The sequence below is a fragment of the Brevibacillus formosus genome, from assembly GCF_003013405.1.
Lineage (GTDB): Bacteria > Bacillota > Bacilli > Brevibacillales > Brevibacillaceae > Brevibacillus > Brevibacillus formosus.
In genome coordinates, this window is record NZ_PXZL01000030.1 from 1 (window position 1) to 17,044 (window position 17,044).

A 17,044-nucleotide genomic window follows, 5' to 3' on the forward strand; every position below is an offset into this window, starting at 1 on the left:
GGCGTGAACAAGGACGGCAGATTCGCCTGCATACAATTGCACATTTAGACTACTACCTGTCGCTGTTCGTAAATAATGTGCGAGCGTCAGGTGGGCATGTACATTTCGCCTCTGATGCCAAAGAAGCTATAGAAATCACAATGAAAATCGTAAAAGAAAAACATACTCGATCCATTGTCAAATCAAAATCGATGCTTTCTGAAGAAGTGCATATTAATCAAGTGTTTGAACAACATGGAATCGAAGTGGTGGAAACGGACTTGGGAGAATATATTATTCAACTCGCCGGTGAGACTCCCTCCCATATAATCATTCCTGCTATTCACAAAAACAAAGAGCAAGTAGCAGAGCTATTTTCAAACGTGGCTGGAAAGCGCTTACCAGCAGATACTGCTGTTCTGGCAGGCTTTGCCCGATCCAAGCTGCGGGAGAAATTCCTTGAGGCCGAGATTGGGATGACCGGATGCAACTTTGCTATCGCGGAAACAGGCTCCATTGCATTGTTTTCCAATGAAGGAAATGCCCGCATGGTAAGCACGGTTCCTAAAACACAGATCACCTTCATGGGCATGGAAAGAATCATTCCTTCTTTGGAAGACCTTGAAGTAATGGCTACCTTGCTGCCGCGTGCCGCTACAGGGCAAAAGCTGACGGTATACATGTCGTTGATAAATGGGCCTCGCCGCTCAGATGACTCCGACGGACCAGAGGAGTTACACGTAGTAATTATCGACAACGGCCGTTCAAAGCAGCTGGGAGATCCCGAATTTCAGGAGGTTTTAAACTGCATCCGCTGCGGAGCATGTCTAAATGCTTGCCCTGTCTATCGACATGTAGGCGGCCATGCGTATGGTTGGGTGTACAGTGGTCCGATTGGCGCCGTACTGACTCCTCTCCTGCATGAAGACAAGGAATTGGCGAATGCATCCAGCCTATGCGGAGCCTGCTATGAGGCCTGTCCCGTTAAAATACCGCTGCATGATATGCTCGTCTACCAACGCAGACGAAATGTGGAAGAAGCTTTGACAAAGAAAGCGGAACAACTGGGAATGAAAGCCTTTAAATTTATTTCTTCCAACCACAGACTGTTCCGTCGAATTCTGCGAATCAGCCAACTGGGACAAAAGCCTTTTGTCAAAGGTGGAGTGATCACAGCCAAAATCGGACCTTTAAAAGGTTGGAATACCTATCGTTACGCACCAAAACTTGCCCAACACTCCTTCCGGGATACGTGGAAAGCGCTTGACACTGAACTTCAGTTTGAATTGCAGGAAATGGGTCCGGATATGAAAGATCGTCTAGCCGACATCCTGAAAAAACGGGGGAACACACATGAGTCACAGTGAAAAAGAAGCACAATTCTTCAACACGATCGCAAATCGGTTAGGCAGAAGCCGGATGACCTCTCCTCCCCCACAACCCGTTCGCGGTGTTCCGGACTTTTGGAAAATGTACAATCTCAGTTCTAATGAAAGAATAGACCTATTTATTAAAAATTGGGAGATGCTTGGTGGTGTCGCTAAACGCTTTTCTTCTCCAGAAGCTCTTTGCTCATATATCGCTGAAGTAGTCCAAACCTTTGAAGCAAAACGAATCATTCACGAAGACCACGCCCTTTTTCAAAGCATGTACCAGGACAGCTCGTTTAATGGTGTAGAGATGACGATATGGCGGAAACAGGAAGAATCTGATTTGCTGAGTAAAGCAGCGCATGCTGATATTGGGATTTCTATTGCAGATTTTGCTATTGCCCATACTGGCACAGTCGTGATGACTTCGGCAGCGTCAAAAGGTCGATCTCTCAGCCTGCTGCCCACCATTTTTATGGCTGTCATTCGAACTGAAAATATCAAAACACGTATGGGCGAAGCTCTACAGGATATCAACAAATGGAATAACGGCAAAATGCCTGCGGGCGTTCACTTTATTTCCGGTCCCAGCCGTTCAGCCGATATTGAGAACGACTTAACCATTGGCGTTCATGGTCCAGGAATTGTTCACGCACTTATCCTTGAAGAAGAGACCAAAGGATAAATGGAATCACAGATGAATGTCCGATAGAAGGGTACTTGTAACTACCAGAACGGGTATTACCAACATACCGGATCGAATGATCAGTAAAGCAGTGGTACGTCTAGGACTTTATTTTCTCGTCCAAGACTACCGCTGTTTTGATTTTACTGTTCAGTCTACATCGTTCTACCCCATTGAGACGAATAATTTATCTTCATTTTACTATCCTTTCATGCTTCGATTGTTTGAAGAAGATGTTTAAAGTGTTTGACCATTATCGATTGTAAAAACTTGGCCTGTAACAGATTCTTGAGTCAGTTGAAAAAGAATAGCCTCTGCAATATCATTAGGTGTTGAAATTCTCTTAAGTGGTAAATTGCCTGTAAGTTGATACATCTTTTCTTCATGACCAGACCACCACCTTGTATCAACTGCACCAGGAGATATACAATTCACTCTGATATAAGGCGCTAATGCAATAGCTAACGACCTTGTCATTGTGTGAATTGCTGATTTTGTTGCTGCATATGGGATAGATGAGCCTATTCCGGTCGTTCCTGCAACGCTTCCTATATTAACAATTACACCCGATTGTTGCTTTTTCATATAAGGGACAACAGCTTTTATGCAATGAAACATCCCTTTTACATTTACATTGAGAAGGGAATCCCACACTTCATCTGTTACGGTGTCTAAGTCATCCATGGCTATTTGAGCTGTAATACTCGCATTGTTTACTAAACCATCGACCTTCCCAAATGTTGAAACAGTTTGGGATACCATATTGATCACTTCGTTTTCAATCGCTACATTCGCTCTATAAGCAAATGCTGCTCCTCCTTTCTGTGTAATTTCATTGACGACTTCGGTAGCTTCTTTTCCCGATCGGCTATAATTAATAACAACTTTTGCACCAGCAGCTGCTAATTTCAAAGCTGTTGCTCTACCAATACCAGTACCACCGCCAGTTATAATAACTACTTTATCTTTTAATTCCATTCTAAATCATCCTTACTTTGTTTAATTGATATGTACTATTATGCTTTTATTAATATGAGGAGTATAATACTGAATAATGAAGAAGGTATCATTTTAAATGATACCTGTGAGAGGAATGTTATTCTTGGAAAGTCATGACTTGTGGATTTTTAAACATGTTGCAGAACTGCAATCAGTATCTAGAGCTGCAGAAAAATTGGGCTATGTACAACCTAATGTCAGTCAGCGAATTAAGAGTTTAGAAGATGAACTAGGTGCTAGATTATTTATGCGTAATAATAGAGGCGTAACATTGACCGAGGAAGGAAAAGTTTTATTCGATTATACAAATCAAATTATAAAATTAATGGATGAAGCCAAGTCATTAATTAACCCGAAAAAATGGAGGGAACCTTTAACAATTGGTGCATCCCAAACGATTTCCGCAGTTAGAATTCCTCAGCTATTTTCTTCTTTTTTAAGGGAACATAAAAATATTGATGTAAAAGTAAAAACGCATGATAAGAAAAAGTTACAGGAAATGCTTTCCTATGGAGAACTTGACGGTATTTTTATAAATGGTGCAAATAATTACCCACAGTTCGAAACCGTTTATAGTTATTTTGAGAAACTCGTACTCGTTTTCCCTCAACATAGTCAATTTGAAAAGAAGCATGAACAAACGTTAATTGTTAATAGTGATCCAAATTGCATATATAGAAACAAAACGTTGGAATTTTCCAAGGAGAATAACTTTTATGATCCGGCTATCATGGAGTTTGATTCACTTGAATCTATTCTGCAAGCAGTTCAAGATGGACTTGGTATCAGTATAATACCGGCAGACGTTGCAAAAAATCGAACAGAAGTACAATTAATTCAATGTAAAGAACTGTCTGAAACAATCAAGATTGATTTTCTAATCAAACATAGAAAACAGCAACCACAAGGTCTGAAAAAATTTATACAGTTTTTAAAGTTAAAGGACGCGATTATTGAAGATTAAGCAGATTCAATCGACTTTAGACACAGGTACGCTCCCCGTTAAAACCCCATTTACTAATATGATTAGTACGTTCCCATGTTTTTATTGATAAACTTGTGAACCAGCTGCTGTTTAGCCACCGCTCTACATTCTGCTGATTGATTCTAAGGAGCTGCAACATATACTTTTAGTATTAATCTCCCTCTCCCTTCGTGAAGCTTCTGTTTTAAATTCCATACACTCCTTTTCTAAAATTTCACAACAGTTTTCTTTCCGGCATACCGACTATTTAAATTTTGGAGAGGTGAACCCCTCTTTTTCCTCCATAAGCCCTTGACTTTCACATTAGCGTGAACGTTTAGACTACATTCAGAAAGCGATCTCATTCACTCAAGGAGGAACAAAATGAACAACTATACAGGGAAAAAAGCTGTCGTAACTGGAGGTACACATGGTATGGGCTTGGCTGTGGCAAAAGCATTGCTGGCGGGCGGTGCCGAGGTCATTGTCTCTGGTCGCAATCCGAAAAATGCCGAGGAAGCAAAACGTGAGCTGGGAGAACGGGCACATGTTGTAGTGTCTGATGTATCGAGCATGAAGGATGTGCAAGCATTCGGAGACTATGTTGAGAAGCATTTAGGCAAGATCGATTTGCTCCATGTGAATGCAGGCACTTCCATTCTGGAACCGTTTCTGGAAGTCACTGAAGAGACCTACGATCGGGTTTTTGGGGTAAATACGAAAGGGGCATTTTTCACCGTCCAGCGCTTGGCTCCACTTATTCATGAGGGAGGTTCGATTGTTTTTACATCTTCCGTAGCAGATGAAGGCGGCTACCCCGGCATGAGCGTATACAGCGCATCCAAAGCGGCATTGCGTTCCTTGGCCTCCGGGTTTGCGGTGGAGCTGCTAGACAAGGGTGTTCGCGTCAATGTCGTTAGTCCCGGTTTCATAGATACGCCATCTATGGGAGTTCCCGGTTTCACGGATGCAGAACGCGTTACCTTCCAGGAGGTTGGCGACAAGGTTACACCAATGAAACGTCATGGATCATCAGAAGAAGTGGCCAAAGCTGTTCTATTCCTCGCCTTTGACGCTACCTTTACGACTGGTGCGAGGCTAACTGTGGATGGTGGCATCGGTCAAAACCTGCATTCCTTGTAAAAAGACGGCCCCGGAGCAGCTGATTGCTTCGGGGCCGTGACTATGAACTAGCTCGTAGCCTTTTTTCCACGTGTAATGGATATTTGCCTCTCCAACGTTTTCTTCCACTCTTGGAGTGCCCCAATCTGTTCATTGACTTTGCTGAGTTTTTGTTCATAAATCGCCAGCATTTCCTCGCAATATTCGTAATCGTCGGGAGATTCCACTTCCCCTCTGAACACCGTTCTGATTTCATCTGCTGTTAAGCCCAGCTTCAAATACAGTTGAATCATCTTGACACGGTTGACTGCCGACTCATTGAAATAACGGTAATCATTTTCCAGTCGTTCTGCCTGTAGCAAGCCCTTTTCTTCATAATGGCGGATTGACCGGGTACTGACATTGGTTAATTGGGATAATTCGCTTATTTTCACGCAGAAAGGTCCTCCTCGTATGAGATTGCTATCCCAATTATATGCCAAAATGTCAGGGTATCCATATCGATTTGATTACGAATCGATCCTTGTATTTTCGCTGATTTTTGACCTGCTTTTGACGAAAAGCAATGTTGCTCCCATCAGCATCACAAATAATGCTACTACGGCAAAAGGCAGATACTTATTCAGTTGGTAAAGACTTGTGCTGAGAATCGGTGCGATGACAGCGGATATTCCTTGGACCGATGCCACAAGCCCCGCAACGCCTCCTTGCTGTTCACGATCAACAGCAAGGGAAGCCCCTGCCATAAAACCTGGCATCATGAGCCCAGCTCCTACACCAAACAAGAAAAAGGCCGCGTAATAGATGATCACATTGATGAAGAAAAGAAAGAGAGACAAGCTGATAATTAAGAGCACCGCCCCGAAAAGAATGAGCGATCTCGGTTGCCATTTTGGATTTTTCATTTGCAGTCCTTGTGTGACAATCATCGCTACACCAGAAATCATAAGACCTACTGATAACATTCTGGCGGTTTCCTTCGTTGTCAAAGACAACTGATCCTGAAAATAAAACCCTCCAACGACTTGTAAGGTGATAATGCTGAGCATCGTTGCCAAACCGGCAAACAAATATAAGGGGAGACCCTTTTGAAAAGGATTCACCTTGGGAGGTTTTTCGTGAATAATGGGTTTTTGAGCCGGAATCAAGAAGCATACGATGCCTAATGCGACAAGCGGCAACAGTGCACCAATGTATAACGGCCAAATCAGACCGATCAGCGCAAAGGCTGCAGCAATCGCTGGTCCCAGAACAAGACCCATCCCATTGGCTGCACCGATTAAGGCCATTCCTGCCGCTCTGCCATTTTCGCTCGTGATATCCGCTATATACGCCTGCGCGGCAGATGGAACCGCCGGGATAAACATACCGATCAATCCCCGTGCCACAATGAGCAATACAACGAGAAGCCCGCCACTTAGTACCTGCGATAATCCTGCATACATGGTCGCTGTGAACAAAACATAGCTCACAAACATTCCGAGGAAACCAATGACAATGACCGCTTTCCTTCCCTTTAGATCACTTAACCGCCCCCAGACAGGCGCCATCACAGCCATTGCAATTGAACCGAGTGAAATAATGATGCCAGAGTGAATTTCACTGAGGCCTAATTCACGGATAAGCGGCGGCATTACAGGGGCAATAATCATCAAGCCCACCATCGCGACAAATACACTCAAAAATATACTAAAACGGATTCGAAACATCGCACATCCTTCTCCTTCCATAGCGCACGCTTTTTATCAAAATCGTAAGAGAAATGCGTGATCGCTACTACCTAAGAACGGAGAGTTTATGCCCCGAAACGGATTTTGTTTGTCACTGTGCTTGATTAAATCTTTTCCGCATGCTATTACAGCGTATCCAAGTCCGTGAAAAGTTGCCGTCCGTGTTTCGTCTTTACCGCGTTTACGCGAAACCGATGACTTCCATATGAAAAAAAGAGACACCCAGTATCCCTGTAGTGTCTCATCCATGTTCTTTTTCGAACTACCATTTTTTCTTAGGTGGACATATCGGTGGCGGAAATGTCGGTTTTGGAGGTGGTGTCGGTGGAGGTGTCGTTGGAATAGGAACTTGTTGATCCTGCAAAACTTTTAGACCAAGACGCAGAACGATTTTTTCACGGACGGTCGAGAAAGTTTTGGTTGTGTCTTTGCACCGCTTACTTTCCAAACCGATGTCTAATTCGGTGAATTCCGTGAATACCAGCTCACAATACGGTCTCTCGTTGTAAAATTTTCGGTTGCCGAACAAACCTACGTTAATCTTTGCCGCATGACCTGATTTATTCAAATATTCTCCGTGTGACTCGAAATCTGGTGCCAGTTGCAAAGTCGGTCCCGTAGCCGGAAAGGTCAAATCCGTACAGAAATCAAATGGTATCAGCGCCGTTGTATGTCGTACATCACCGCATACAGCAGTTCCTGTGACTTGATCGACTGTGGTGTACTCGATATTTTTGCGAATAAAACCACTGACGAACAACTTTGCAGACAACGGGTTGAATGTGGGAACCAGCTCACATTGCTCCAGAATGACACTCTTCAATACCCGAATGATCTCAAGTGCAGGCCTCTCCAAATGAACATTAGCCTCCACACATACGACAACAGCCGTTTCTGCCAACGTTACAGGTACTTTAATCGTTTTAGGAAAAGTGGTTTCGGTTGAAGCCATTCCAAACACACGGGCGTTTTCCACCGTGCAGCTATTTTGCGTAACTTGAGTTTGGCCACAATTACAGCCTTCGCCATGTATACCCATCTTTACTCTCTCCTTTATCACCAACCTACTCTCTTTATATTATATGGACTAGACTCAATATGGATTTGGCTGATGCCAAGCGTTATTTGCCCTTTTTTCTAGAAAAGACTGTTTACCTTTTTCGCTATGTATGGAGGCGGAACGGGAACCAGCTGCTTCCGATACCACCATACACGACCGCTAATGGTTGCCAACCCACTGAACTCTTTCCATTCCGATTGGGAATGGGTGAGCGGATCTGCCATGATGTTGATTTGCCATTCTCCCGTCTCTACCCATCTATTCGTCGGACAAGCTGGTGCTGTGAGGGCAAGTGCACTTGTTCCTACATTTATCTGCGGTAAGGATGGTCGTAATACTGTCGAGGTAAATGGAATGCGAATCGTCTCATGCTCTAATTTTTCCGAATGAACAGTGACCCCCAAACCCTTGATTTCCAACTCACCTGACAGCCAGACGATCTTTTTGCTATCATCGTGCCGAACGTGCTGGACATCAATCTTACTTTGGCATTCCACCTCTTTCCACTCAAGCTTCCAGGGCACACGTAAGGAATGGACCCACTCTACGTCCCAAATTTCTTCTAGGAAAGCAACCTGCATGAACGATTGACTCGCCCGTTCCACGTAGACTACTTTTGCTTGAATGGGTTCATGCTGGGCACTGTTGTTATCTTGCGTATGTTCCTTGGCATCCATAGGGGTGGGGGTGGTAGTGGGATGCGGGGAGACTTGTTCGGTAGCTGTCTGATTGACCGGAGGTGGAGGTACGTCGTTTCGCTTGGCCTTAGGTTTCTTGGAGCGATACATTTTCTGCTTATCCATGGCACCTGTCTGAGGCTGCATCTGTTCCTTCGGTGCGACAAAGAGGAGCGGGAGAGATGCACTTGACTTTTTCAAGGAGCCTCGCTGGTTAAGGATTGGTCTTCTAGTCTTAGGATTTTTCTTGTCGTTTGGCATGTCCTCACTCCCTTCCATCAAAATACACCTCTCTTTATCCATACGTGATCGCCCGTCTGGTTGTATAGACACTTGCCCTTTCGGTAAACAATTCGTCTTCCGCAGTTGCCCCGCCTTGCCAAAATTATGCATTACAAAAAGACATCCGCCTATGTAACGGATGTCTCGCTCACTACGTTTCTTCATTGCTCAGCTTTTCTTTTATCAGGTAACGGCATTTCACTTGTCCTTCCGTCATACACGATGTACGCTCTACATGCGCGTCTACTAGCGACTCAAACAAGGAGAGCTCGCATTGACATGCTTGGCGAAAGCGAATGGCTACTTGTAGGAGAGGACAATTTGCTTCTTCAAGCGTATACAAACCATCCCTGATTTTTTCCAAATGAGGCATGTATCCTTCTTCATTTTGTATGCTCGCCAACGTTTTCACTCGCTGGTCAAAACCTTGTCCTCTCATTACCTCCCGATAGTTTTGTAACGACCGTGCCATCCGCTTCTCAAATAGTTGATCGACAAAAGCTTCCCCATACAACTCCTGAATGCTCGCCACCATCTCTGTAGCCAAATCGCTGTAGTGACGTGGAAATAAAAATTCCGCAGTATTCGTCAAATGATACACATAGGCTGGTCTGCCTGTTCGCTTACGAACGATTCGAGACTCGATATACCGCTCTTTATGCAAAACATCTAAATGCTTACGCACCGCGACTTTTGTTATGCCGAGATGCTTTGACAGCTCCTGAACATCGACCGAACGGCGCTTCTTAAGCAACATCAAAATTTCACGCCGTTTTTCCTGTTCCTGAAAATAGACCGCATGTCTGTTCATTGTTGGACCTGCCTCAACGGATTGCTTCGTTATACAAACGATTGACTTCCTCCCAATTGACCACATTCCACCACGACGAGACAAAATCAGGGCGTTTATTTTGGTACTGCAAGTAATATGCATGCTCCCACACATCTACGACCAATATGGGCGTTTTCTTTTCCATAAAAGGAGTATCCTGATTGGGCGTGCTCATCACTTCCAACTTGTCTCCGTTGACTACGAGCCATCCCCATCCTGATCCGAAACGACTGACAGCCGCTTTTGTCAATTCATCCTTCATTTGCTCAAAACTTCCGAAATACTTCTCGATCCCTTTCGCAATATCCCCTGTTGGTTTCCCGCCGCCAGTCGGACTCATGATCGACCAATACAAGCTGTGTCCATAATGCCCGCCTCCATGATTTCGAACAGCCATGCGGATGTCTTCCGGGATATCCTCCAAGTTATTGATTAGTTCTTCGACTGAAGCATTCCTGAACTGCGAGTAGTTTTCTAAAGCCTTGTTTAAGTTGGCTATATACGTAGCATGATGCTTTCCGTGATGAATTTCCATCGTTCTCGCATCCAGATAAGGTTCCAGCTCATCATAGCGATATGGCAGTTCCGGTAACGTAAAGGCTTCCATTTCCAATCTCCTCCAATCTTGATTGTCGGTTACAAGCCTAGTTTACAAGATGAAAAATATTTTGTACATATACAAATTTGTTTCCTTAATGCAAAATATAGTTATGTAGGAAACTTGCATTGCAAACCATACCGCTCTGTTGTAAAATATCGACAACTTATCTTTCCTAAAGGAAACAATTTTTCTTTAAGTCAAATCTTTGGTGTAGGAAGGAATATGATTCCATGAACGTCGTATTGCAAAAGGAACCTCCATATCCTGTTTTTCAGCCCCTGGTGCATTTGACGACAGGACAATTTTTCGGGTATGAAGCACTTCTTCGCTCAGCTGCACACCGTACACCAGAAGCCCTTTTTCGAAAGGCTCGTGCAGAAGGATACTTATATGAATTGGATACACTGTCGATGAAAAAAGCAATGGAATCATACTTTACGAGGGTGACTTTTTACGATCAAGCCCCGCTTTTGTTCATCAATGTGTTTCCTTCGACGTTGTTGAACCCTGCCTTCCTATCGTTTATTACGGAGGGCTTGTTTGGATCGTGGAACCGACGAATTGTCTTGGAAATTAACGAGGCCAATGAAGAAGACAAGATGTGGGAGATAAGATTGTTGGGGCAAAAAATACGTGAGCTGCGTCAGCATGGATTCCTGATTGCATTAGATGATGTCGGCTCTGGTGCCGCTTCTTTAAAAAAGATCGTGGAGTATGAACCAGATATCGTTAAGCTCGACAGGTACTTCGGCAAGCAATTGTCCTCCATACCGAATAAACAAAAGCTCGTCTCGCTTTTCGTCCAATACTGCCAAGATCATACGCAGCTTGTACTGGAAGGAATCGAAGAGCCAGAGGACTTAGCTGTCGCTTTGGCGCTTGGGGTACCTGTTGGTCAGGGATTTTTGCTGGGGCACCCGGAACCACTTCAAGCAACACAAAAAAGACGATGAAAACTTTCTCATCGTCTCTCGTGCATGAGCCACATATTGTTCCGAAATCCTCACAAGGAGGGATTACAGACGAAACATTTGCTGTTCAGCGTATTGTACCAAACGCTTCGTCATCTCTCCGCCGACAGAGCCATTTTGACGTGCCGACGTATCTGCGCCCAACTCGACTCCAAATTCAGCAGCGATCTCGTACTTTAATTGGTCTAATGCTGCACGAGCTTGTCCATACACCAAGGAATTCGAACGTGCCATTGCTGTTCACCTCTGGTTGTCATTGATTGAGTGATGGTAGTATGTGCAGATTATGGGAGTGTATTCAAACATGCTCCGACCGTAGTCTTTGTTCTTTGGAAACGACACCACTCACCACGTAAACTGGCGCGCCTTCCTCCGAATACACTTTTCTCGCAATGTTCGTTTGCTCCCATTTTTCTAATAACATTGCTGCCTCATCCATGGTGATCCTGGCATTGTAAGCCAACTCGTAAACAGCTAAAGCACCGCCCTTCTTCGTAGCTACTTGCAGTGCAATTCGCTCGATTCTCTCTAGCTCCGGTTTTTGTGAGAAGGCAAAATAACCGTAGATCCCCCCTATGATGGTACAAGCGAGAATGAAGATAAGGCTGTTCCAATGTACTAGGGCATAGCCGCCTACATAGCTGAAGACAAATGCTAAACAGCTAAACAGCAGAAATTTCGACCTTTTATCGATCCATGCAGGGATCGGATCATACTCTTCGTCATATTCGCACACTTCCGACTCATCCGTATAATTCGGAAAGAGATAGATGATTCCCCCGTCTTCTTGATGCGTAATCGAGCAGTAATTTCTTTTGTGCCATTTATCGATCATGGGCTCCATCGATTGATAGCTTTCATGCGTATAATAAGGAATCTCTTTCGGATTGAGTTCCCCTTCATTATCCATGACATACGTCAAAACATCGTGTTCCGAATGGCGTTGATCCGCCTTTCGATGGGAGGACAATAGGTAACGTCCGATAAAAACGAGAAAGATGAGTGCAGTAATTGCAGCATAGAGATACTCACTCTGGTTTAGTAAGATCTGTTCTTCGGAGATCATAATCAATGTGCCAATAACTGTAAGTAATACACCACGAACGATTCTTTTTTTGCGTATGCGCTGCGTTCGTTCGAGCTCTTGTGTTTCCTCATCATCAGCCTCCTCGTTGTCGTCACTTTCATAAGGCATTTGTCCGTATACGTGATCATCCAAATGATAGACGGCCATCTTGCCAGGTAAGGAGGACGTCCTCAGAACCTTTCGTTGTTCCATCTCTTTCAGAATTTGCTCACACTGCGTTAGCGGCAACTGTGACTCCAGAGCAAACGATGCAACAGTGACGACTCCAAGATTACGATTGGCGACCGTCATTGCAACGGCTTGCTGTGTTCGTTGCATTTGCCTTTTTGCCAGCCTTTTTCCTTCCATGTAAAAGAGCGCGTAGCCAATGGAAATGAGACTCATGAAAATTGCTAAGAAGATTGTGTTGTCTAAGATTTGATAAATGCCATCAATGATAAAATAACCGATAAACAAGCCAAGTATGAGAAAAACGCCAATAACAAAAAGAATCACCAAGCTACCTAAAAATTTATTCATTCGCCCCTCATTCCTCACCTTCAGTAAAGCCCGCGAAATAATAGAGAATGTCACCCTTCTCGGTTACACTTAGGTCAGCAAAACCGTCTTTTTGAAGCTTAATTAGAATATTTTGGGCTTTTTGTATCGTAAGAGCAGATTGGGACGCGATATCCGCTGCCGTCACATAGCCCTGCTGATCACGTGCAAGGGAAAGAATAAACAGGATGTTCTCGGACTCGAGGCTTTCAAAAAACTTGAGCTTTTTAAGCCCTTTTGATTTTGCTCTTTTGTATTTGATTTCAAGTGGCAGTCCAAGGATGAAACCAAGTGTCATGGCATTCACCACATAATGTAAGGCTGTCATTTCATAAGGAATGTACGCTTCATATCTCTCCCCATAAAAAAAGAGCAGAAAACCCTCCACATAAGGTTGTAGGATCGGCTGCAGCCAGAGAGATAACAACCAAATGCAAATTATCATCCCAAAAACAATCATGAAATCCCTTCTTTTCACTCTATTTTTCAGAAATATCATCCGACTAAATTTTACCTGAATAAATAAAAAAAGACACCAACAAATTACTAGTGTCTATGGACCCATTTTTCCATGTTTCTCGAACCCAACCCTGGAAGGGAGATTCTTTACATCCTCATTATGATAGGCATGAATGATATCCGGTACATACGCTTCCGTCAATCGAATGCCTTCAAGAATCATTTCCTTTTCTTCTTCTGACAAGCTGAAAAACAGGTCACCGCATTTTTCGCAAGCCATCACCCACCGATCCTCTAGCTTTTGCAGGCGTTTCATATCCCATTGCACGTCTTGCTCACATGTTAGGCAGGCAATGATTTTCATCGTCTTTCCCTCCTGTACACACAGCTTCCTTTTCTTGCATTTTACCTAGAATGCACAAAAAAAGACACTAACTCCGTGTTAGTGCCTTCTCATGTAATTGATGCAATGGGTAGATTCCTAAGGTGACGAGAATCCCCCCATATATGTAAAGCTTATCTCCCGAACCTGCACCTGTTGCCTGCCAACCGGACTTTCCAGCACAACAGAATCGTGTGGAGCCGCTAGCAGTAGCTGCCTGCCTATGGGCGATAAGAATGAAATTCTGTTGTTATCCGGGTCAATGTCTGTGGGATAAACCACCGTAAATGACTCCTCAAATTGATCTTCTTCAAATAGTACTTTTACACTGCTGCCTAATAACGTAATTGCTTTAAGCGATTGAAAGAGTGCACTGTCTTCTTTTGCCAGAAGGCTTTCAAGTGTTTGCTTGTAACGCTCGACAATCTCATCGATGGCTTGCTTTTCTTTCCCATAATTGCGTACATATTGATCGTAAAAGAGAGAATACTGCTCGTCAAAAAAGACTAGCTGGTTGATCAGATGATTTCTGGTGCCATTCAAAATACTAGGGTTCATAGTAGATTTCACCCCCCAGTTGCTTTTCATAAACATGTTTGATGAACGTAATGTTCTTCATCGGAAAAACCCTCCTTAAAAAAATAGCCCCCGAAGGGACTCTCATCATTGTATCAATAATTTCAAAATGATTCCATCTGCTGTTTAGAAATGGTTTTCAATTGCCTTTTCCTTTACCAGAGCTGCTACCACTTGCTGTTGTACCTCCGCTTCCACTTCTTTGAACGTCACTTTATAGCAGACATCTTCTTTTAACCAAAAATACGTATGGTTGAATTTCTCTTTTGGGCTACTCATTGTATCATCGATTTTATAGGGCGCTGTGCGGAATACTTCTTGGCCACTAATATTCAAAGAAGTGACAGGAACTTCAAATTTTACCCCGTCTATTCTCTCAAAAGGGACCTTTTTTGTTTTTCTCATGTTTTCCACAATGGATTTGTCCTTGATTTGGGCAAACAGCACAATCGTTTTTGGTTTTTCAGGATTTTCAAACGTGATATGAATGGTGCGCTTGTGTTTATCCTCTTCGTTTTCAGGGTAACTAAAATTGAGCTTTTTACTGACATAAGCATCTGTCACTTTATAACCGGATGGCAAATCCAAAGGAAAAACGGGAGCAAAGCCGATTATTTCTGAGAAATACTCCAGATCCTCTAAATCAAGGATATCGCTATTCATAAAGTTGTAATTGACGTACCTTTTTCTCAGTTCTTCATTTGGCGATTGAAACGATCCGATGATTTTTACGATCTCCTCATTTTCTAAGTGGCCATCTACTTCGATAGAATAATAGAGACCTTCATCACTCCAGAAATATAATACTTCTTGATCGATAGAACCTTCACCAGAAGTTGTCTTTCTTATGATAACTTTTACGGTTTTTCCATTCGCGGATAGGTCTTCTTCTGCTGAGAGTGTGGAGATGGTACTACCGTCTTCCGATCTTACTTGTAAAGATTCCTGGGTCCTTTCGACTGTGCTCGTTTCTATTTTGAGCCTGGTGTCGGGACTTTGAAAAAAATGGAGCACGCTGTTATCCGAAGGTCCAGATTCCTCCGAGCGATAGATAATGCTGTTTTGATAGGTAACTTCTGGTGGCAAATAAGACGGAACTTTGAAAGTAAAACCAGCAAGTTTTTCAGCTTTTTCCAGCCGATTCGTCCCCTTGACGGGTGTTTCCCCAAACAAGGGGCGCATTTTATCCTCTTGTTTTACAGGCATCTGAAGTGTTGACGGCTCTGCTGCGTTTGTAAGTGTGACTGCACTAATAACTAGCCCGCATGCAATGGCTACTGCTGATAACTTTGCGGAGCCTTTTTTGAACGTGGAAATCATTTGAATTCTCCTTTTCATTTGATTAGAATGATGGGAATGGTGAAAATAGAGTGGATACGGCATGGGTCTTTTCTCTGAAATTTGTCTCGCAAATGAAAGCAGTGTCATGCCATAGGGAATCGATTCTTTTTCCCCCAGAATTTCCAAAACATATTCATCACACGCAAGCTCCATATCTGCCTTCATTTTTCGAATCCATACCCATACTAGCGGATTCATCCAATGGATCGCGAGTGCTAGGGAACCGAGGAAGCTCCACAACAAATCTTTGCGCTTGTGGTGAGCGAGCTCATGAGCGAAGACGTGATACAACTCGCCATCTGACAACGATTGGTATACATCCCGCGGACAATAAACCCATGGTGAAAAGATCCCCGAGATTAGCGGTCCCTTCGCTAGTGCTCCTGTGTAGACGGGCATTTCCCTTTTTACACCAAACTTCTCTCTGCACGCATTCATGATGGTCGTTACTCTTTCATCTGTCACCCGTATCAAAAAGCGTTCTTTGGTGTGCATGTTATACAAGTAAATGAATAGTCTCGCCAACAAAATGACTACGCCGATAAGCCACACTCCCGCCAAAATGTGAATATAGGCAGCATGAGTGGATGCAGCACCCATTTTATTACCCTCGACAGCTCCGACTTGCATGACCCCGCCATTGTCACCTTGTAAAGCCAAGCCAGTGTTAGCTGGAATACCACGAGGTTCCGTTTGTGTCACTTCTGGTGCGATAGAGGCGGAGAGCGGCTGGGTGACCGATATCCCGTTACTTGCCAACCCGTTACTCGCCCAGGAAATCCAAGTGAAGAGGCTAAAGGAACTCTCCGGTAGCACGGGAATCATTAGGCGTGCCAAAACGATGAACCATAACAAATGATGCATGCGCCAGCTGATCGCTTGGCGAACTCCTTTTTTTATGGCTACCAGCAAAATAGCTACCAGGCTCGCCCCCAGCGAAGCGTAGCACATCCACAAAAAAACATTCCCTAGAATATCCATGTACTGCTCCCTCATCACGGCTTCTTCTTTTGTTTTTCCGTCAGTATTTTTTGCAGCTTGTCGATTTCTTCGTTGGATAGCTGCACATCTTCGAGAAAATTGGTCATCATCGTGCCTGCTGCGCCGTTAAATACTCGTTTCAAAAAGGATTCGCTTTCCGCACGTTTGCATTCATCTTCTTGGACGAGTGGGAAATATCGGTAGCTGCGGCCAGATTTTTCATAGCTGATTGCCTTCTTTTTGAGCAGCCTGTTCAAAAACGTGCGTACCGTTTGCTCTGTCCATTCGATATCGGCTGGTAAGCGCTCTATGATTTGCTCCGCTGTCGCTGGATGGTCTCGCCAAATCACCTTCATGATTTCCCACTCCGCCTCCGATATTTTCGGCATGTTGCTCATCACGTTGTCAC

General features: G+C 43.8%; 19 protein-coding genes. 5 read left to right on the plus strand and 14 right to left on the minus strand.

The annotated features are described in order from the left end of the window. Both C7R91_RS22715 and C7R91_RS22720 read left to right on the plus strand, forming a co-directional pair. The coding region (locus C7R91_RS22715) for a LutB/LldF family L-lactate oxidation iron-sulfur protein (RefSeq protein WP_106786230.1) at nt 1-1,346 on the plus strand (1,346 nt) is incomplete at its 5' end. Next, complete coding sequence (locus tag C7R91_RS22720) at nt 1,333-2,034, plus strand: LutC/YkgG family protein (protein ID WP_047067245.1); 702 nt, start codon at nt 1,333-1,335, stop codon at nt 2,032-2,034. The genes C7R91_RS22715 and C7R91_RS22720, both read left to right, overlap by 14 nt. Nucleotides 2,035-2,271: 237 nt before the next feature. Here C7R91_RS22720 and C7R91_RS22725 read toward each other — a convergent pair whose 3' ends face one another. Further along, nucleotides 2,272-3,012 carry an SDR family NAD(P)-dependent oxidoreductase gene (locus tag C7R91_RS22725; protein ID WP_047067246.1) on the minus strand — a complete coding sequence of 247 codons (741 nt, stop codon included), beginning with the start codon at nt 3,010-3,012 and terminating at the stop codon, nt 2,272-2,274. 124 nt (nt 3,013-3,136) lie between these two features. Between C7R91_RS22725 and C7R91_RS22730 the strand changes: the two genes are divergently transcribed. Beyond that, nucleotides 3,137-3,997 carry a LysR family transcriptional regulator gene (locus C7R91_RS22730; RefSeq protein WP_047068592.1) on the plus strand — a complete coding sequence of 287 codons (861 nt, stop codon included), beginning with the start codon at nt 3,137-3,139 and terminating at the stop codon, nt 3,995-3,997. Between the two features lie 384 nt (nt 3,998-4,381). After that, a complete protein-coding gene (locus C7R91_RS22735) occupies nt 4,382-5,140 on the plus strand; it encodes an SDR family oxidoreductase (protein ID WP_047067247.1) in 759 nt (252 codons plus the stop codon). A 47-nt stretch (nt 5,141-5,187) separates the two neighbouring features. Here the strand turns inward: C7R91_RS22735 and C7R91_RS22740 are convergent, their stop codons facing one another. The 6 genes from C7R91_RS22740 to C7R91_RS22765 all read right to left on the minus strand — a co-directional run bounded on the left by C7R91_RS22740 (nt 5,188) and on the right by C7R91_RS22765 (nt 10,307). Then, nucleotides 5,188-5,553: a MerR family transcriptional regulator gene (locus C7R91_RS22740; RefSeq protein WP_047067248.1), complete on the minus strand. Its 366-nt coding sequence runs from the start codon at nt 5,551-5,553 to the stop codon at nt 5,188-5,190. A 75-nt stretch (nt 5,554-5,628) separates the two neighbouring features. Then, nucleotides 5,629-6,828, minus strand: a complete 1,200-nt coding sequence (locus C7R91_RS22745; RefSeq protein ID WP_047067250.1) for an MFS transporter — start codon at nt 6,826-6,828, stop codon at nt 5,629-5,631. A gap of 283 nt (nt 6,829-7,111) precedes the next feature. Continuing rightward, entirely contained in the window at nt 7,112-7,888 is a 777-nt protein-coding gene (locus C7R91_RS22750) for a CsxC family protein (RefSeq protein ID WP_047067251.1), read from the minus strand. 98 nt (nt 7,889-7,986) lie between these two features. Next, nucleotides 7,987-8,865 (minus strand): hypothetical protein, encoded by an 879-nt coding sequence (locus C7R91_RS22755; protein ID WP_047068593.1) that lies wholly within the window; start codon nt 8,863-8,865, stop codon nt 7,987-7,989. 154 nt (nt 8,866-9,019) lie between these two features. Beyond that, on the minus strand, nt 9,020-9,679 hold the full coding sequence (locus C7R91_RS22760) for a helix-turn-helix transcriptional regulator (RefSeq protein ID WP_047067252.1): 660 nt from the start codon (nt 9,677-9,679) through the stop codon (nt 9,020-9,022). Nucleotides 9,680-9,692: 13 nt separating this feature from the next. After that, nucleotides 9,693-10,307 (minus strand): superoxide dismutase, encoded by a 615-nt coding sequence (locus tag C7R91_RS22765; RefSeq protein WP_047067253.1) that lies wholly within the window; start codon nt 10,305-10,307, stop codon nt 9,693-9,695. 224 nt (nt 10,308-10,531) lie between these two features. On the opposite strand from C7R91_RS22765, the gene C7R91_RS22770 reads away from it, so the two are divergent. Beyond that, nucleotides 10,532-11,254 (plus strand): EAL domain-containing protein, encoded by a 723-nt coding sequence (locus C7R91_RS22770; protein ID WP_047067254.1) that lies wholly within the window; start codon nt 10,532-10,534, stop codon nt 11,252-11,254. A 63-nt stretch (nt 11,255-11,317) separates the two neighbouring features. Here C7R91_RS22770 and C7R91_RS22775 read toward each other — a convergent pair whose 3' ends face one another. From C7R91_RS22775 to C7R91_RS22805, 7 genes are all read right to left on the minus strand, one after another. Then, the gene (locus C7R91_RS22775; RefSeq protein ID WP_007729278.1) at nt 11,318-11,506 is read right to left on the minus strand and encodes an alpha/beta-type small acid-soluble spore protein; all 189 of its coding nucleotides are present in this window, start codon (nt 11,504-11,506) and stop codon (nt 11,318-11,320) included. A 64-nt stretch (nt 11,507-11,570) separates the two neighbouring features. Then, nucleotides 11,571-12,878 carry a hypothetical protein gene (locus tag C7R91_RS22780; RefSeq protein WP_047067256.1) on the minus strand — a complete coding sequence of 436 codons (1,308 nt, stop codon included), beginning with the start codon at nt 12,876-12,878 and terminating at the stop codon, nt 11,571-11,573. A gap of 7 nt (nt 12,879-12,885) precedes the next feature. Next, nucleotides 12,886-13,356, minus strand: a complete 471-nt coding sequence (locus C7R91_RS22785) for a hypothetical protein (protein WP_047067257.1) — start codon at nt 13,354-13,356, stop codon at nt 12,886-12,888. Between the two features lie 93 nt (nt 13,357-13,449). After that, on the minus strand, nt 13,450-13,719 hold the full coding sequence (locus C7R91_RS22790; RefSeq protein ID WP_047067259.1) for a hypothetical protein: 270 nt from the start codon (nt 13,717-13,719) through the stop codon (nt 13,450-13,452). Between the two features lie 117 nt (nt 13,720-13,836). Further along, nucleotides 13,837-14,295: a GreA/GreB family elongation factor gene (locus C7R91_RS22795; RefSeq protein ID WP_047068594.1), complete on the minus strand. Its 459-nt coding sequence runs from the start codon at nt 14,293-14,295 to the stop codon at nt 13,837-13,839. Nucleotides 14,296-14,439: 144 nt separating this feature from the next. Further along, nucleotides 14,440-16,635 carry a M56 family metallopeptidase gene (locus C7R91_RS22800; protein WP_047068595.1) on the minus strand — a complete coding sequence of 732 codons (2,196 nt, stop codon included), beginning with the start codon at nt 16,633-16,635 and terminating at the stop codon, nt 14,440-14,442. A 14-nt stretch (nt 16,636-16,649) separates the two neighbouring features. Beyond that, the gene (locus tag C7R91_RS22805; protein WP_047067261.1) at nt 16,650-17,033 is read right to left on the minus strand and encodes a BlaI/MecI/CopY family transcriptional regulator; all 384 of its coding nucleotides are present in this window, start codon (nt 17,031-17,033) and stop codon (nt 16,650-16,652) included. Nucleotides 17,034-17,044 lie beyond the last annotated feature (11 nt).

Excerpts from the sequence above, each read along its gene's own strand:
- C7R91_RS22800 (WP_047068595.1), bottom strand. The coding sequence starts at position 16,635 with ATGGATATTCTAGGGAATGTTTTTTTGTGGATGTGCTACGCTTCGCTG.
- C7R91_RS22765 (WP_047067253.1), bottom strand. The coding sequence starts at position 10,307 with ATGGAAGCCTTTACGTTACCGGAACTGCCATATCGCTATGATGAGCTG.
- C7R91_RS22780 (WP_047067256.1), bottom strand. The coding sequence starts at position 12,878 with ATGAATAAATTTTTAGGTAGCTTGGTGATTCTTTTTGTTATTGGCGTT.
- C7R91_RS22735 (WP_047067247.1), top strand. The coding sequence starts at position 4,382 with ATGAACAACTATACAGGGAAAAAAGCTGTCGTAACTGGAGGTACACAT.
- C7R91_RS22805 (WP_047067261.1), bottom strand. The coding sequence starts at position 17,033 with ATGAGCAACATGCCGAAAATATCGGAGGCGGAGTGGGAAATCATGAAG.
- C7R91_RS22760 (WP_047067252.1), bottom strand. The coding sequence starts at position 9,679 with ATGAACAGACATGCGGTCTATTTTCAGGAACAGGAAAAACGGCGTGAA.
- C7R91_RS22720 (WP_047067245.1), top strand. The coding sequence starts at position 1,333 with ATGAGTCACAGTGAAAAAGAAGCACAATTCTTCAACACGATCGCAAAT.
- C7R91_RS22775 (WP_007729278.1), bottom strand. The coding sequence starts at position 11,506 with ATGGCACGTTCGAATTCCTTGGTGTATGGACAAGCTCGTGCAGCATTA.
- C7R91_RS22750 (WP_047067251.1), bottom strand. The coding sequence starts at position 7,888 with ATGGGTATACATGGCGAAGGCTGTAATTGTGGCCAAACTCAAGTTACG.
- C7R91_RS22770 (WP_047067254.1), top strand. The coding sequence starts at position 10,532 with ATGAACGTCGTATTGCAAAAGGAACCTCCATATCCTGTTTTTCAGCCC.
- C7R91_RS22790 (WP_047067259.1), bottom strand. The coding sequence starts at position 13,719 with ATGAAAATCATTGCCTGCCTAACATGTGAGCAAGACGTGCAATGGGAT.
- C7R91_RS22755 (WP_047068593.1), bottom strand. The coding sequence starts at position 8,865 with ATGGAAGGGAGTGAGGACATGCCAAACGACAAGAAAAATCCTAAGACT.
- C7R91_RS22785 (WP_047067257.1), bottom strand. The coding sequence starts at position 13,356 with ATGATTGTTTTTGGGATGATAATTTGCATTTGGTTGTTATCTCTCTGG.
- C7R91_RS22795 (WP_047068594.1), bottom strand. The coding sequence starts at position 14,295 with ATGAACCCTAGTATTTTGAATGGCACCAGAAATCATCTGATCAACCAG.
- C7R91_RS22745 (WP_047067250.1), bottom strand. The coding sequence starts at position 6,828 with ATGTTTCGAATCCGTTTTAGTATATTTTTGAGTGTATTTGTCGCGATG.
- C7R91_RS22725 (WP_047067246.1), bottom strand. The coding sequence starts at position 3,012 with ATGGAATTAAAAGATAAAGTAGTTATTATAACTGGCGGTGGTACTGGT.